This is a genomic window from Lysinibacillus sp. JK80, assembly GCF_027557635.1.
Taxonomy (GTDB): domain Bacteria; phylum Bacillota; class Bacilli; order Bacillales_A; family Planococcaceae; genus Lysinibacillus; species Lysinibacillus capsici.
This window is the reverse complement of record NZ_CP058997.1, coordinates 504,466-519,332: the sequence shown is the minus strand read 5'-3', so window position 1 is coordinate 519,332 and position 14,867 is coordinate 504,466. Positions and strand designations below refer to the sequence as shown.

The 14,867-nt window shown below is 38.0% G+C and carries 17 protein-coding genes; 7 read left to right on the top strand and 10 right to left on the bottom strand.

Features of this window, described 5'->3' with window-relative positions; translation table 11 throughout:
• Nucleotides 1-22 precede the first annotated feature (22 nt).
• Nucleotides 23-1,057: a YdcF family protein gene (locus HXV90_RS02650; RefSeq protein ID WP_269898289.1), complete on the top strand. Its 1,035-nt coding sequence runs from the start codon at nucleotides 23-25 to the stop codon at nucleotides 1,055-1,057.
• A 61-nt stretch (nucleotides 1,058-1,118) separates the two neighbouring features.
• Here HXV90_RS02650 and HXV90_RS02645 read toward each other — a convergent pair whose 3' ends face one another.
• From HXV90_RS02645 to HXV90_RS02605, 9 genes are all read right to left on the bottom strand, one after another.
• Entirely contained in the window at nucleotides 1,119-1,586 is a 468-nt protein-coding gene (locus HXV90_RS02645) for a hypothetical protein (RefSeq protein ID WP_103118297.1), read from the bottom strand.
• Between the two features lie 21 nt (nucleotides 1,587-1,607).
• On the bottom strand, nucleotides 1,608-2,075 hold the full coding sequence (locus tag HXV90_RS02640) for a DUF4259 domain-containing protein (RefSeq protein ID WP_269898288.1): 468 nt from the start codon (nucleotides 2,073-2,075) through the stop codon (nucleotides 1,608-1,610).
• Between the two features lie 175 nt (nucleotides 2,076-2,250).
• Nucleotides 2,251-3,051, bottom strand: a complete 801-nt coding sequence (locus HXV90_RS02635) for a hypothetical protein (RefSeq protein ID WP_269898287.1) — start codon at nucleotides 3,049-3,051, stop codon at nucleotides 2,251-2,253.
• Between the two features lie 17 nt (nucleotides 3,052-3,068).
• Nucleotides 3,069-3,764 (bottom strand): DUF4274 domain-containing protein, encoded by a 696-nt coding sequence (locus tag HXV90_RS02630; RefSeq protein WP_269898286.1) that lies wholly within the window; start codon nucleotides 3,762-3,764, stop codon nucleotides 3,069-3,071.
• Between the two features lie 13 nt (nucleotides 3,765-3,777).
• Nucleotides 3,778-5,439 carry a DUF6138 family protein gene (locus tag HXV90_RS02625; protein WP_269898285.1) on the bottom strand — a complete coding sequence of 554 codons (1,662 nt, stop codon included), beginning with the start codon at nucleotides 5,437-5,439 and terminating at the stop codon, nucleotides 3,778-3,780.
• Nucleotides 5,440-5,504: 65 nt separating this feature from the next.
• A complete protein-coding gene (locus tag HXV90_RS02620) occupies nucleotides 5,505-6,566 on the bottom strand; it encodes a suppressor of fused domain protein (RefSeq protein ID WP_269898284.1) in 1,062 nt (353 codons plus the stop codon).
• Nucleotides 6,567-6,938: 372 nt separating this feature from the next.
• On the bottom strand, nucleotides 6,939-7,487 hold the full coding sequence (locus tag HXV90_RS02615; protein ID WP_036076496.1) for a hypothetical protein: 549 nt from the start codon (nucleotides 7,485-7,487) through the stop codon (nucleotides 6,939-6,941).
• A 337-nt stretch (nucleotides 7,488-7,824) separates the two neighbouring features.
• Nucleotides 7,825-8,547, bottom strand: a complete 723-nt coding sequence (locus tag HXV90_RS02610; RefSeq protein ID WP_048392494.1) for an SDR family NAD(P)-dependent oxidoreductase — start codon at nucleotides 8,545-8,547, stop codon at nucleotides 7,825-7,827.
• Nucleotides 8,548-9,104: 557 nt separating this feature from the next.
• Nucleotides 9,105-9,275, bottom strand: coding sequence for a hypothetical protein (locus HXV90_RS02605; RefSeq protein WP_167444824.1), 171 nt, complete (start codon nucleotides 9,273-9,275; stop codon nucleotides 9,105-9,107).
• 92 nt (nucleotides 9,276-9,367) lie between these two features.
• Here HXV90_RS02605 and HXV90_RS02600 point away from each other — a divergent pair, with 92 nt between their 5' ends.
• The gene (locus HXV90_RS02600) at nucleotides 9,368-10,354 is read left to right on the top strand and encodes an SDR family oxidoreductase (RefSeq protein ID WP_112118814.1); all 987 of its coding nucleotides are present in this window, start codon (nucleotides 9,368-9,370) and stop codon (nucleotides 10,352-10,354) included.
• A gap of 532 nt (nucleotides 10,355-10,886) precedes the next feature.
• Here HXV90_RS02600 and HXV90_RS02595 read toward each other — a convergent pair.
• Nucleotides 10,887-11,867, bottom strand: coding sequence for a DUF2268 domain-containing putative Zn-dependent protease (locus tag HXV90_RS02595; RefSeq protein ID WP_269898283.1), 981 nt, complete (start codon nucleotides 11,865-11,867; stop codon nucleotides 10,887-10,889).
• A gap of 199 nt (nucleotides 11,868-12,066) precedes the next feature.
• On the opposite strand from HXV90_RS02595, the gene HXV90_RS02590 reads away from it, so the two are divergent.
• The 5 genes from HXV90_RS02590 to HXV90_RS02570 all read left to right on the top strand — a co-directional run bounded on the left by HXV90_RS02590 (nucleotide 12,067) and on the right by HXV90_RS02570 (nucleotide 14,820).
• The gene (locus tag HXV90_RS02590; RefSeq protein ID WP_004224247.1) at nucleotides 12,067-12,291 is read left to right on the top strand and encodes a hypothetical protein; all 225 of its coding nucleotides are present in this window, start codon (nucleotides 12,067-12,069) and stop codon (nucleotides 12,289-12,291) included.
• 247 nt (nucleotides 12,292-12,538) lie between these two features.
• On the top strand, nucleotides 12,539-12,664 hold the full coding sequence (locus HXV90_RS02585; RefSeq protein ID WP_269898282.1) for a YjcZ family sporulation protein: 126 nt from the start codon (nucleotides 12,539-12,541) through the stop codon (nucleotides 12,662-12,664).
• A 360-nt stretch (nucleotides 12,665-13,024) separates the two neighbouring features.
• Nucleotides 13,025-13,309, top strand: a complete 285-nt coding sequence (locus HXV90_RS02580) for a hypothetical protein (protein WP_036076476.1) — start codon at nucleotides 13,025-13,027, stop codon at nucleotides 13,307-13,309.
• 87 nt (nucleotides 13,310-13,396) lie between these two features.
• A complete protein-coding gene (locus HXV90_RS02575; RefSeq protein ID WP_048392488.1) occupies nucleotides 13,397-13,873 on the top strand; it encodes a GNAT family N-acetyltransferase in 477 nt (158 codons plus the stop codon).
• 206 nt (nucleotides 13,874-14,079) lie between these two features.
• Nucleotides 14,080-14,820 carry a hypothetical protein gene (locus HXV90_RS02570; protein WP_269898281.1) on the top strand — a complete coding sequence of 247 codons (741 nt, stop codon included), beginning with the start codon at nucleotides 14,080-14,082 and terminating at the stop codon, nucleotides 14,818-14,820.
• The last annotated feature ends 47 nt before the right edge of the window (nucleotides 14,821-14,867 follow it).

Below are 14,867 nucleotides of genomic sequence, written 5' to 3'. Positions count from 1 at the left end.
CATCACTAGAGGTGCATTTTGTATGTATTTTGGCATTATTCCACTGATTCTTTTCATCGTTTTTCTTATTTCTTACTTCAAAGACCCAAGAAAAATGATCAACGGACTATTATTTAATCTATTTGTCTGTTCATTTCTGCTATTCTGCGTCATTCTATCTTTAGCATCTGACCATTACTTTTTAATGCTTATTGTCATTATTCCACTGATTGCTCTTTTCATTTTAATTCCTTTTGGTATTGTTGCTTTAATGTTTGGTTTATTTTTAAATGCGAGAGTATTAATGAAGCGAGAAGGTAGACGTTTAGCCAATTCCTTAACATTACTTGTGGCGATTGGCATTTTACTTTTTATCCTATTACCGATTATCAATCCAGCGAGTTTGTTTTCAGTCCACCTCCAGCCCATTTTTGGTGGAATTTCACTCATTACGTTTTATTTTTTTATCCATTTATCCAATTTTTTATCTGCTTATTTCCTCTACCAATTCAATCGCCCTCGATTGAATCAAGATTTTATTATTGTACTAGGCAGTGGATTAATTAATGATAAGGTGCCTCCACTTTTAGCTAGTAGAATTCAAAAGGCAATTGACTTCTATCATAAGCAAGCAGCAGTGACTACTCCACCTACCATTATTTTCTCTGGTGGACAAGGTCCTGATGAAAATCTACCCGAAGCTGAAGCAATGCAACGATATGCAATAGAAAAAGGCATTCCCATTGAGCATACACTTCAGGAGAACCGCTCTGTGAATACCTATCAAAATATGTTATTTTCTAAGCAGCTCATGGATGATCGGAAACAGGGTGAGGCCTATAACAGTATTTTCACCACGAATAATTTCCATCTTTTTCGTGCGGGTATTTATGCAAGACTTGCGGGCTTAGATAGTCAGGGCATTGGCTCTAAGACAGCCTTTTATTATTGGCCAAATGCGATGATTCGTGAATATGTAGCGATTGTTGTAATGGCACGAAAACGACATATGAAAATGATTGGACCTATTGTAATCATTTCGATTGCGCTATCTCTATTCAGCTTTTTCTTTGTATAGGTTCTAGGAAATGGATTCGTACACTTTTTATAGAAAGTGTTACGAATCCTTTTTGATGCTATCATACCCAAAATTTCTTCAGCTGTTGTTCATATAATGTCTCATAGTAAAGTTTTCGAGGATAGCGTTGTTCTTGTAATACCTGATAGAGAATGGATTGACCTTCCTCATAGCGAATCCCCTCATCACAATTATCAAATAGTTTTCGTGTCAGCTGTCTTACTAGGTGAACATCTTTTGTGTTCACTCTCCAGCCAAATTGAATTAAATCCAGCTGATCGAGCGGATCTCGATAAGTATCAAGTACCACACAGACATGTGGTTGCTGCTTATTCGCAAATACTAAAACATGTCCTGTATGAATGGATTGACCAAAATAACGTTCGTAAATCTCTGCTATCGGTACTTGGATTTCAAGCACATCCATGATCGTCTGTAAAGTTGGATGTGCTATATAGTCATCGCTTGTCTCATCTGGATATTCAACCAACTCCATGATGGAAGCCATCATCCAAAAATCATAGGTCATTTCCTATCACTCCATCTATTTTTATTGTGGCAAACGGTTAATTGCTTGTTCCACCGTCTGAATAAGATAGGCTAAGTTGGACTGCCATTCTGGCCAACTCTTGGACTCTTGCCATAATTCTACAATCTCTCTACTACCATGTTGATCAGGTACTTCATCTCTAATGTCCTGTAAATACCGCAATATAAAGGTCAAAGAGCTTTCATCTACTACCCATTGTATTTGTTCATCCTTACTTTCTTGACCATAAATGGTTCCCGTATTCAGATATTGACTATAAAGCTCTGCCAAAGCCAGGGCACTTATATCGTAGAAAAAATCTATATCCTCCAATGTTTTACCAAAAAAGCCTTGCTGTTTCATAGCCTGTACAATATCCGATAATGTTAGCTGATTGGATTCCTTATGCTGTTCCATAAACTCCCGCAAAAACGCCACTACATCTAAACCTTCATCACTTTCCAATGCTTTGTATCCCCAAGCCCCCATCTCACTGCACCTCTCTTTCTTATTCTAGTAAAGCTCTGGTAAAGGTAAAATCTGCACATAATTAGTGCATGACCATGGCAGCAGTTCATTATAGTAGCCGCTCTTAAAATTCCTTCGCTATATCAATAATCCTCAGCATCCTTTGGTCAGTTTTGTGATCGAATACTGCTCCTTTTTATAGGTAGGAGCCAAAGTAAAACTTCATCTTTTCCTGTGAATAGCCATCCTGTCCTCTCCAAGTCGCCATTGACATAAAATCAGTTCCACGTCCACGCTCCTTGCGATAATCATCCTTTGATACGAGTAGTCCCGCATAACCCCAGATTTCCATGACCACATCTCGTTCATGTTGATTGGACTTGAAAACATCTTTCCAGCGCTTTTCAAGCTGTCTAGCTGCATCTGTGTCGTTACAGGATTCTATTGCTGCTACCATCTGTTTTAAGATGGCTACGTCATCCTCACTTACATTCAATGCTTCTTGTTCTTTCACTAGGCATTCTAAGTCTAGTAAACAATAGATGAGCCAATTGAGGCGAACCCCTCCCCACTTGATGCGTTCAAAATTAAGCACATTTAAATCTTCATTGACATACGTAGCATTGGACATGATTTTCTGCTCATTACAGTAGCCACAGCCACTATAGGAGACCAATGCCACAGGTTGTTCATCATACGTATGCATTGGTAAATCATGCGTAAGAGCCCAGCTCGATAAGGCACTGCGTAAATGTACTTTGCGCGTCGATAAGCTATGCAAAAATGCCTTTACCACAAGCTCCTTTGTTAAGAATTTCTCATGCAGCTGTTGCAATCTTTGTACACATTCATCATGGGAAATCGTTAATCGATCAAACATCAAGCCCTTACTTTTAGCATATTGAAAATCTTCTTCTGTATAGGTATAACCACCTGAACGCCATCCACCAGATTGCCAATAGGTTTGCATTAATATTTTCCTTGCTTTTTGGTCCATTACTCTCTCCTCGCTAGCTAGCACTTTAATTTTTCTTGTAAGGCTAGTGCCATCTCTTTCCATGGTCGCTTCCAATCGGAACTCGCTATCTCTTCCTCTGTTAGTGCTAGCCAATATTCTCCTTCCATTAGCTCAAACATGTCTATCATGGTAATAGGGGCACAAACTGGATTAGCTAATGCTGCGAGCATAGGCTCGGGGCCATCATCCCAGTTATAGCTATTGACAATGGCATGTAAAATAACAGCTGATGATATCTTGCTTATGCGCTGGCACATTGTATTGAGAGAATCCTCGTATAAAATGGCATCAGCTTGCTGTTGTTCTTCTGCATTCAAAGTTAGACGGATTGCACCTGGTGTATCTACCAATAAATCAGCTATTCTTGCATGCTCTCTTGCCGCAAACCAAGCTGTAGCGGTAATCCCCTCTGGCTCAGATAAATTTACACCCTTTGCAAGTAGTAAAGAAATCACTTCTTTCTGCTTAAACTTTACCGCTTTTTTCAGTGCTGTATCACCAAGCTTATCTCGTGCCTCCAAGTCTATATGCTGTGCCAAAAGAAGCTTGACTCCTTCATGTGGCATTCGATTTGTTATAAAAAGCATCAATGGTGTTCTCCCACGTGCATCTCGCTCATTTACATCTAATTTACTAATGGCCTCCCGAACGACCTCTAAATCCTTGGATTTACTCACTTCCGTCCATTCCATTCGTCTACCCCCTTCAGGAATCCATCCATTGCAGTAATTTCTCAAGTTCATCCCTTATTGGTGCTGATTCTTGCTTTAGTCGCTGAGCAAGCTTCTTGGAACTACCGAATATTCGATATAAAACAAATGGACGCTGATAATCTGCTTTCTTTTCAAGTTCTTGTCCGAGTGCCACGAGCAAATCTAAATCCATGATGTCAATGTTCTTTATTGGCTTAGCTGATTCACTTGCACCAAGTAAAATAGCTACAAACACAGGCATCATCTCTACTGATAAGCCATGAGCTTCAAGAAAGGCTTCCGCATAAGCATCTTGCACGGATTGATGCTCTGTATCAACGAGTAACATATATCGTTGAACAAGTGGAAAATAATCCTTGCTATAAAGTCCTAATCCAAAAACCGCATAGGTGCTGGGCATAGCTGATTTTTCACTCGGCTCAACATCCTGATACCAAGCAAATTCCTCCATAGCAAGCTGGGCATAGTCCGCTAATAAAAGGAAAAGATTTGGATATTGTAGGCAATTGGCGAAAAATTGATGAAGCTTTGATTTAGCTAACTTTTTAATAGGAAGATAATTTTTCGCTTTACTCTTTAAAGTCAGCTTATAGCCCTTTGGAAAACCTTCTTGTAGCAGTTGAATGATATAGTAAAGGGCTTCACGATAAGCGTTTTCCTCTTCTACCATCACTCGTATATCAATCGTTTGTAAAATATCATTTGCCTGTCCTTCGAATACATCCCGCTTTCTTATACTTTCAAAACGACCGCTTCCTTTTTCCAAATAATTAGCTGCCTGCAGCGAGCCAAGCTGCTTCGCAAGTTCCAAGTATTCTAATCGAGTGGCTGGATCTTTTTGACCAATCTTCAACGCGACATAAAGAAAGAAATCTAGTTTTTCCTGCTCTAGTTGTTGTACCGAGTCCTCTGTTTTCAATACCCACTCTTTCCTATAATCGCCTGCTTGTTCAAAATAGTGCGTTAAAAAATGCTCCTCTGCCCACTGCTTAAAGGCCATTGTATAATAATAAATCCATTTGTCTAAACGTTCTTTATTCGCCCGATGCTTTTCTTGAAGCCGATGAATAAGTGGTTCGACTTCATCAGCTGTTTGATGAAAAAAATGTGGATTGACCAAATGCTTCGCAAGGAAAAATTCATCATTGTCACTTGGTCTTACTGGTAGCTCTGCCATCACCTTTGTTTCTATAAAGCTTGCCAGCACTTGTTTCGTTGACGCTAGTTTACGATTATTCAACAGCTCCTTTTGATAATGAAGCACCGTTTTATCATGTTCAAATTCCAGCACAACCTCAAAGCAGTAATCAAAAAATCGGGGACCGTATTGCTCAGATTGAAATACTTCCTCTGTTTTAGTACATAAAGCACTAAAAAGCTCTTCAATATGCTGGACATCTGTAAATTCTTGTATGTATGAACCCGCTTCCACCTTATAGGAGCTATCACTCCAACTAAATGGCTCATAAACATCTATAAAGATTGTGCCATTAGGACTTTTTCCTTTTTTCCAGGCAACTTTCAAATATTGAAGGATGCCTGCTTGTAACCTACTTTGCTCTTTCAGCCCTGTTATTCGTTTACTCTCTTCTTGATAAACAGCCGTGATTTGCTCCCACACAGCCGCTAGAAAATGCTCTACACACTGCTTCACTGTACATCCTCCCTTTCTATTGTTAGAGAAAAATCTCCCGCTAAAGCCTTAGCGAGAGATCCATCTTATCCGATTGTTTTCACAACCGCTCCTTCTTGATTTTTAATATGTGTCTTCAAAATTTGAAAACTTACACCAGCTAAAGAAGAAATAGTGAATTGACTTTCTTGCGGTATCAGCCTCTGACTTAATTCTCCTACCGCTGCCTTGTTCAATGTGATCGTAATCTCTTGACCATTCTCTGAATAGCCTACCTGAGGGCCTGCTTTAAATATTATCGTTATTTGTTGACCGACTAAGGTAAGATCTTTATCTTTCAGAATACGTCCACGTAATAATTTACTAATGACAGCTGCTTGCTTTGCTCCAAGTTGAACAACATTAGACGGTTTGTTAAACCAGCTCTTTTTTTCTACTTCCCAAGCAAGTTGATCTACGAAAAGAAACCCCGTATTAGAGCCATCTTCCTCCATTCCTCGCACAACTGCCTCGGCAACTTCAGAATTTTGCAGGAGAGAAGTTCTTGTTAAATCCGTAGTATAGCTTGGTATTTGCTTCATGCCAGCCTGTAGTACACCAAGTGTATTCCATGTCTGCATCGCTTCTAACTCATCCTCTGAAATACCGACCATTTGGATAAACTCCATCTTGCCATTTGGTGTATCGATTTCAGCAAGCTCTGGATCATGTGTAAAGGCTAGTGCCGTTAATTGTGTGTCGGCATCAAGGCAAATCGGACCATTTGCATCCAAATAATCTCCCGCTCTAAAAACATTACCACTATTAAACACATATCTGCCCATATTCTGTAGTAAATTCAATGCCCAAGCAGGTGGCTCGTCCTCATCTAGTTGACGTACTAGTCGAAATGTTAATTCAAATCCATATCCACTATAGTCCTTGTTTTCAAATTCCTTTTCATATAGTTCCGAGAAGCCATATGTAACAAAATGCCAATGTGGAATGGATGTTTCGCTTTTATAAACACTAATTCCATCTAAAGGATCTTGTCCTCCTAGTGAATAGGGAATCAAAGTTCCATAATGCTTTGGCTCCTGCTCACCATATACCTGTGCTAATGCCTGATCAATCGCATCCCAGCCAACTGCTGCTATTTCATCACTCATTTCCATATCCTCCTTGCTGATATTCACTCATAGAACGTACGTATCTATTATTTATGATAGCAATTTTATGGTGACTCTTTTAACAGGAATAGGACTCATTTTACAATTTCCAGCAACTAGGTTTATTGACATTCTATATGGGGTAAATATGACTAATATTGATGACGCCTTAGCGTAATTGCGTTCATTTTTTTCGAGCTTGCTCGAAAAGTATTGAGACACCATTGAATCAAAAAGTACAATTTGTACCTTTATCGCACCACCGATAAAGAAGGGTGTTTTCCGCTGAAAGATAAAAAGACAATCCTCTTACAAAATAGAAGATTGTCGCATGAGTGTCTATTTTACTATTTAAACGTCAGGCAGTGCATCTTAACCATATAGCATAGCTGGCTCACGAACCGTTTGTAAATAATCTGCCAATTTCCCTGCAAATACTTTCTCTAAATACGGTAATTGCGCTAGGCAATGAGGCGTCATTAATGCTGGGTTTTGATATATTTTTAGCCCTCCCACCTTTAGTAGCGTCGCTACAAACTGGGAACAAAAATAAGCACGCTCACGTCTCACTTCCTTTTGCATCACCACACCAAAAAGTCCGATAAAATTATATTTATAGCGATCTCGATTCCAGTACATATAACGGACAATTTTCATCATGTCTAAATATTGATAATGTGATATACGACAGCGATAAATAACACAATCGGCACACTCAAATAGCCCTCTTTCTGCATCCTCTCGTAAAAAGCCCCCACTTAACGGATTGTTCAATTGCCTTCGACCAAAGCTATACATCTCAAATAGCCCCTCATCAAAGGCTATGGATGCATGATTCATCTCCTTGCCTGTATACATGCCGATCGCTTTTGATAATAACGTTCCTGTTTTGGTTAATACTATGTAAATCGTATGTGCCATATCTTCACCTACTTCAATATTCTCTCTCCTACTACCAATACGTTTTAAATCTTCAAATGGTTTCGTGAATTTCCTTTTTTTATAATTATACACAGCGAATCTTAAATATTTCCTAGTAGAACCTGAAGATTTTCTTAAGATTTGATAGGCTGGAAGTGTTTTTAGAATTTGATTATGACGATGAAAGGATGTTGATTTTTTTACTACCTTTATTTATATGAGCTTAATTGTAGTGTTATGTGTGAAGGGATCGTGAAAATTTTTTCTAAGGCACGGAATCTATTTGTCCTTTTTATTAAAAGACGCTACTCAATTTTGAGTAGCGTTCACTGAGTAATCATGCATTTAAATCCGTTATGGCTGGGACATTAATTTCTTTTACACAGGAGACTGCTGATAGATTAATTACACATTGCACAAGAGAGACAATATCTTGTACGGGGATTCGTGTACCTTCATATAAATGAATGGCTTTTTCCGCTCCTTCTTCATAGGGTACTTCTGCTGCCAGTTCACCAGGATTAATACATGTGACAGAAATTTTATCTTTCCTTAAATGTTCACGTAGTGCATTTGTAATGCCCCTTACGCCGAATTTAGATGTGACAAATGAAACTTGTGCATTGTTTGTGTGATCTAAGCCTGCTGTAGATCCAATTAAAATAACCTTTCCCTGCTCCGCTTGTCTTAAGTTGGGTAAAAGTGCCTGAATATATGTAATAGTAGAAGTTAGATTGATATTGATTAATTTCGAAATATCCTCTACTTCATCCTTATCAAATGTATAATCATCTTCAAAACCATGCTTTTCCCATACACCCACATTATAAATTAATACATCGAGCGGAATGCCTTGTAACACTTCTTTTAAAGTGGAAATTTGTTGTTGACTAGACAGATCAATGGATAGCCAGTGACGATTTACTCCATCATTTAGTTCTAAACTATTGGGTCTCGTTCGTGCTACCATCCATACTGTATCTCCTTTGACAGGTAACCCCTTAACAAATGCATCTCCCAATCCTTGGCTAGCTCCAAAGATAATAAAATTCCTACTCATATTACCATCCTTTCTCATGACAAAATGTAATGAAAAACTGTAGCTTGTTGCCGATCAATATATCCTTAAGTGAAAGGAATTTCTGCCTTTCAAAATTATCGCTACTAACTGAAAAGAATGAATAACTTTCACCTTATTTGATCTTAACTTATTTAATGCTATTAATCTCTTTTTATCACTTGAACTTGCCACTGTCTCTTTTACGATTGTCGTATGAAAATTATTGTGAAGAGAACCTAAAGTAGTTGCAGTTACACAGCATATTTTTAGAAAAATTAACCTTATTTTACTTTTCATCAATCTCTACTTTACATTTGTTAGTCATTACCAATAAAATTTATTGGATTAAACATGCTCTCATTTTGTGGGTAGTGGTTAAAGCAGGTGAATGCTGAAAAGAAAGCTTTTATACAATTACGTTCGTTTCATTTTTTAGTGAATCACCTACCTGTCTTTGCGAATAGTTTTGAGAATAAAAAAACTCCCGAATTAACTGCAACAAGAAGCCATCGGATGTTGAAAAAATAACAACACCAGATGGCTTCTTCGTTTACAGTTTATTCATTGTCCCAAATCGGATAATATGACTCGTAGATTGGGTAGCTATAATAAGGTGGTCTTACGCCAATGGTTGGTGTTAACCAGGTGTCATTCAAATAATGGATCTCAAGTGTAGACGCTTCATTTTCTAATAATCGCGTAACCTCTGGGAAAAATTCAACCTCCATTTTCAGTCCTCCTGTTTCCTTCACTGCTTGTTTGGATGTTTAACACAAAAAGCTAAGCTTTCATAGTATATGTTGAAAAGGAGGGATTGGTTATTACTAATCCGAATGACAAGGACTATCGTGAATTATTAGCACAAATCCACTTTTATCAAAAGTGGTTTGAGGACAATAAAAAGGAAGATCCATACCCGCAATATCCTGTCTATGGGAAGATTACGCAATATAAAGAAGTGCCACTTACTCAACCTGAACAAAGACAATTACGCCAACCGGGATTGGAAAGCTTAATGGTTCCTAAGCCCATCATAGAAAATCCTCATTATAAAGGGAGTGGTAAATTAAAGGGAAAAGTGGCGCTTATTACTGGGGGTGATAGTGGGATGGGTGCAGCTGCTGCCATTGCCTTTGCGAAAGAAGAGGCCGATGTGGCCATTGCTTATTTAGATGAGCATGAAGATGCGCTAAGAACGAAAAAAAGAGTTGAAGAATTAGGACAAAAATGTCTGCTGCTTCCTGGAGATCTTCGCTTTAAAAAACAATGTGTAGACATTGTTTCCGAAACGATGAGCACTTTTGGTCAATTGGATATTTTATGTAACCATGTTGGGATTCAATTTCAGCAAAATGAGCTGACAGACATCACGGATGAACAGTTTGATGAAACCTTTAAATTAAATGTATATGCTCACTTCTATACGACAAAAGCCGCTCTCCCTTATTTACGAGCAGGAAGCTCCATTATTGGCACTGCCTCCGTTGTGGCTTATGCTGGAGAACCTTTACTCATCGATTATTCTGCTACAAAGGCGGCTATCGTAGGCTGGACTCGTTCCCTAGCTAAAAGCGTTGCCAAAAAACAGATTCGTGTCAACGCGATAGCCCCTGGCCGTATTTGGACACCACTTATTCCTTCTAGCTTTTCCTCTGATGAAAACGCCTTACATGGAACTAATTTATTTAACCGAATGGCTCAGCCCTTTGAAGTCGCCCCTACTTTTGTCTATTTAGCATCAGATGATTCGAGGCATGTTACAGGGCAAGTCTTGCATGTAGATGGTGGCGAATCAACCAATTCATAATCGACATTATATTTAAAATATGTACTAAAAATTTTCTATTAAATGAAAATATAAATTCATCCATAGCAGACAAGGAAAAACCACCTTTTTTATCCATGATGCCTAGGATTATACCTATAATAAAAGCTTTACACCCTTATTTCAATTACTTTTCAATTTACTTACAGTGGTAATGTTCTTAAGTTCTTTCACATACATTAATGTCGGGATAGCACCTTTAACATCGCCCCCAAGATGTTTTTGTACAATGCTATCCCTTTTTACATACTCTGTTTAGTTGGAGATTTCCCCAAGATTTAATTCATTAATAAGCCGTTGCATTGTTCTTGGGAAGGTTCTCCTCATTCCATCAGGCTAATAGGACTGTGCGGCATTACATAAGCCACTGCGATTTAAAACCGTAGTGACTTATTGTTTGTTTTTTCGATTGAGAAAGTCCTATCATTATGCTGCATGTTTTACTAGTTCATGTTGTAATCAGTAAAAGTGCTCTTTAATTTTGTACTCTCACAAATAAGTGTCATCAAAATAGTTATTGATAGTGTTCCAAGTATTTTCCTTCTTCGAAAATTTCTTTTGCACTTAAGGCTGTCCAATCCTCTGGTGTTTGATTAGGATGCAAGTCAAGATAGGATTTAACCATCTTATAGCCTTCACTGTAACCATAATTTTTCGGTAACCCTTTTCCACCATATAAGATGTCTGAGGTACGATTACTGTCGTACTTATGTAAATCAGGTTCTACTTTAGACCATAATTCCTTGTTGTAAGTTACATTCTTCGCTGTATAGCCGTAGTCGGGATAAACGTTTTTTTCAAACATGACCGCTTTTCCTTCAAAGACGATATTATCCAATACCGAAGCTCCGACATCTTTATTGAAATATTTTTCCGCCCAAACGCTGTGATGGTATTCGTGGGCAACAGTTGACTTTATACCATCATCCAGAACATTTAGATTAAGCGGGAGGATTATTTTGCCCGCTCCAACTGCGAAGGGTATTCTATTATTGGTTGCTGAAGGGAATACACAAACGGCTACATCGCTTTGAGAGGGTAAGAGGTCTGCGGATTTCAATAGCGATTCTTGAATGAGTTGATTGATTTCTGCTTTATGCGTCTCCATTTTTTCACTCTCCACTTGAATTTCTGTTAACCCTGTAGGAACCGTAGAAAGCAGGGTTTCTGCCATATGATAATATTCCCCATTTTCAAAACAATCCTGGTAGATCGGTTGAATAACTTCCTTATTGTACAAATCCAGAGTTTCCGAGCTTGAAAGATTCGGATTCTCTTTGACCTTTTCCATATACGGATAAAACAGTTGATTGGCATGAATGATTTTGTATTTTTGTTTGGTTTGAGGGTGCTCAAATGAGAGCACCATCTCTTCATCATCTGTTATTTGCTTTTTCTCATGAAGTTGGCTCTCACTTTTTTCTGTTGGTGTACAGGCAGCAAGCATAAGTAGTAAGAGACCTAGAATAAAGGTGATTGCCTTTTTAAATTTCATCCATTCTCCTCCCGATCGTTAATAACTAAAAATTCTTTATAACCCCATATATAACTTATATTACCATAAAAACAGTAATGAAAGAATGATTGATTTGTCAGTATTTAGTTAGCATCTCCACAAACAGAGTGTACGATTTTGTGAAGGTAAGAACCTCTAGCCACTCTTTTCATATATTATAGTGAAAGGAGTGGCTATTGTGCCTTGGCAACATAAAATTCCGTATTTAATCGGTCAGCCTGTTGGTGTTTCTTTTACAAATGGTCAAGGAACTTCTGGTGTCCTCTGTGGCGTATCAGGAGGAAAACTGCTTGTTCTTGAATATTTGTATCAAAGTCAATTTGCCTTAAAGCAGTACGACCTTCATATGATTCATGATGTGAACGGCTTCCCCCCTTGTCATACGCAGCAGCCGTTATACTAAAAAAACATCCTAGAACGGATGTTTTTTTACATCGTGTTGAATACCAATACAATTAGTAGAATTTGTTTCATTATTCTTGATGCTATACAGGCTAACAACTAACTCAAGCTACTATTCCATCATAATAATAAAGTAAAGCTTTCACCTCTTTATTCCCGAATGAAGGGACAACTCATTTTTTCTCTACTCGCTAACACCCCCCTTTTGTCCAATACATACTTTAAAAGAAAGAAAGGAGGTGTGTTTCATGAGTTACTGTAATTTCAATAGTTACTGTGGCGGGGACAATGAAAGCGGCAATAGCTCTACATTCGTGCTTATTGTTGTACTATTCATCCTTCTTATTATCGTTGGTGCTAGCTTCATGTGTTAATTGATCGTCTCAGGCTTTAGCCTCTGTTCCATTACAGAAGCTAAAGCCTTTTTACCATGAATCGCTACCACAGCTATTCAAATCTCCTCCCTTTTCGTTTTATTCTAGCTCATTCATTTTTACTCACAATTAAAAGTTAGTAATTTAGATAGATAACTATCTTAAACCGCTAGCTTCACATAATAATAATAGTGTAAAGTACTTTCAACTTTACTTTACACTCCTTTTGGTACTTGGGGTCACTTTCGTCCGAGTGGCCCTGTTCTAGCAACTACACATTTAGTTTCTCCTTTTCCCTATCAAGCGGAATCATCGGAACATTCCTACAACAAATTCGTTTTTATAGGAAGGAGGAAAACAATGGGAATTAATTTAAATCTCTGGTCATTTATCTTATCTTTGGGCTGTATTCTATTATTTTTTCTATCAGGTTCAATGAAAGACTTCTTTGACACATATCTTCATTTCCATCCATTACTGTTGACACTACTCTTGTCTATTGCCTGTTTCTACCTAAGCCTGGTCGGTATGAAAAATGTTAAAAATTTAACGACCTTGCTTCGAGGAATTTTAACAATGGTCATTACACTTATTGTGATGATTAGTATTTCTTTTATTTTACTTTTTGGTACCCTTTTAAGTTAAAATGACCTACCCCCACATTATTTTAATACAAGCCTCCTTGACGAACGTTTGTTCTATGGTTAAACTATTAGAAAAGGAGGCTTTTTTATGCAAGAAACAACGAATATTGAGTTAGTACATTTCTCTGAAAGCTATGTAGAGCAGTTAAATCGTTTTGAATTACCTGAAGAACAACACCAATTTACGGCACTTCCTCAAGAGATTTCAATCGAGAAGGTCGGACAGTATCCAATTGTGATTTTAAGTGGTGGCGTACCTGTCGGCTTTTTTGTTCTTCATGCAACGGACAGAGTCCAACAATATTCTAGTAATCCTCAGGCAATGTTACTAACTGCCCTGTCCATCGACCATCAGCAGCAAGGTAGGGGCTATGCTAAAAAGGCTATGTCTGCACTTGCTGATTTTGTGAAGCAGGAGTTTAAAGAATGTAATGAAGTAGTGTTAGTCGTCAATCATAAAAATATAGCTGCACAGAATTTATATGTCAAAGTGGGCTTTATGGATCATGGAGAAAGAAGAATGGGACCTATTGGTGAGCAAATCGTTATGAATTTGCCATTGTAAAGAAATCGTCACTCATTTGCTTTTCAAAATGCGAGACGTACCTTACAAACAATGGAATTCTATTTTCCCCTACCATCTTTAAGAATTTCATTGTTACACCTCCACTCCCTGGCATATAAGCTTTTCCTTCACGAATTCAACTGCTATGAGGCATGTTTGTACAGTATAATAAAGTCAATTAGCTATAGAAAAGGTGGAACTAGACATTGAAAAAAGAGATGTGGCTATGGTTATTAGGAATTTCTCTACTAGCTGGATGTAGTGTTACTGTTCCAAACGAGACAGTAAACACCCCTGCTGAACAGGTCTCATCACAGCTGGAGATACAGCATGAGGCTCCATTGATTGCCGTTTCCGATGATGAGAAGGTGAAATTATTTGCACGAAATGAAGCACAAAATGAAATTACAGAGGTAACTTTAGATATTGATGGTAAGCGGAAAAATTTTGACTGGACAATCCCTGATACAGGAACTAAACCTCAGTTATTCTATACAGATCTGACAAATGATCATAAGGAAGAGGCTGCTATTATTATCCAAACTGGACGAGGGACAGGCCTTAATCACTATGAGATTCATGTGGTAAATGGAGAGGATTTATCGGAGATGAATGTCCAACATTATGAAGACATCGTTGCACATACTATTGAATCAACGATTACGAAAAAAGATGATGGCACATTAGCGATTACGATGAAAGCACAGGGAAAAGAATCTACATTTGATTATGACTTTGATCCAGCACCAGATATCAATCAAGCGCAACTTGCTTTCGGTGGTGTGGTCATTTATACAGTAGAAAATCAAAAAATAATGTTAAACATCCCTGGATCGATTGGCATCTCACCTATCTATGTAGCCGATGTTCGTATTACCTATCAATTTAATCGTACTAACAATGAGTTTCTTGTTGAGCAAATTGATGTGAAACCTATCGAGAAATAAAGCCGCCAAAAGCTGACCACTCCTGTCATCAGCTTTTGGCTTTTTCG